The sequence below is a fragment of the Vibrio sp. D173a genome (assembly GCF_030248475.1).
In genome coordinates, this window is the sequence record NZ_JAHGAH010001353.1 from 1 (window position 1) to 816 (window position 816).

1 protein-coding gene is annotated in these 816 nt (G+C 46.0%); it reads right to left on the bottom strand.

Annotation, left to right across the window (positions count from 1 at the left end; translation table 11 throughout):
* On the bottom strand, positions 1-816 hold an 816-nt coding region (locus KIV40_RS33315), incomplete at both ends, for an ABC transporter substrate-binding protein (RefSeq protein ID WP_285353678.1).

Below are 816 nucleotides of genomic sequence, written 5' to 3' on the forward strand. Positions count from 1 at the left end.
ACCTAGATCGTATTTTGGCAAGGTATCTGGACGCTCAAACTTGTCCCACATCGCAACACGGTATTTGCCTAGGTGCCACTGAGGAATAGTGTAGAAATTCCATTGCAATACACGGTCAAGGGCACGACCAAGCGTGAGAAGTTTCTCAGGGTCTTGCTGGCTCTTCGAGATCTGCTCAGTCAGAGAGTCAATAACAGGATCGATAACACCAGCGGTATTATACGTGGAGTCGATGTAGTTCGAGTTCCAAACAATCATCAAGTTCGGGCTTGGGTAAGCATTTGCCGAGTAAGCAGACGATACCATATCGAAATCACGATCGCGTAAGCGCTTGATGTATTGCGTGGTATCAATCGTTCGGATCTTCATATCGATCCCCATTCGTTTCAGGTTTTTCTGAAGTGGGATAGAGATACGTTCAGTGGTTGGGCTGTAAATTAGCAATTCGAAAGAGAGCGTCTGCCCCGTTTTCTCATTGGTCATCACTTTATCTTTCAATACCCAGCCTGCTTCTTTCAGGAGCTTGAATGCCGTTCTCATTTGACTACGAATTCGGCCACTACCATCGGTGACTGGCGGCTGGAACTCTTCAGTAAACACACGTGGTGGGATCTGGTCTTTAAACTCAGAAAGTACCGCCACTTCTGCATCAGAGGGAAAGCCTGTTGCTTCGTATTCTGTGTTTTGGAAATAGCTGCGCGTACGATCGTATTGGTTGTAGAACATGTTCTTGTTCATCCACTCAAAGTCCATGGCATAGGTTAATGCCTCACGAACCTTAGGATCTTTGAACACTTCAGATTGCGTATTAAACAC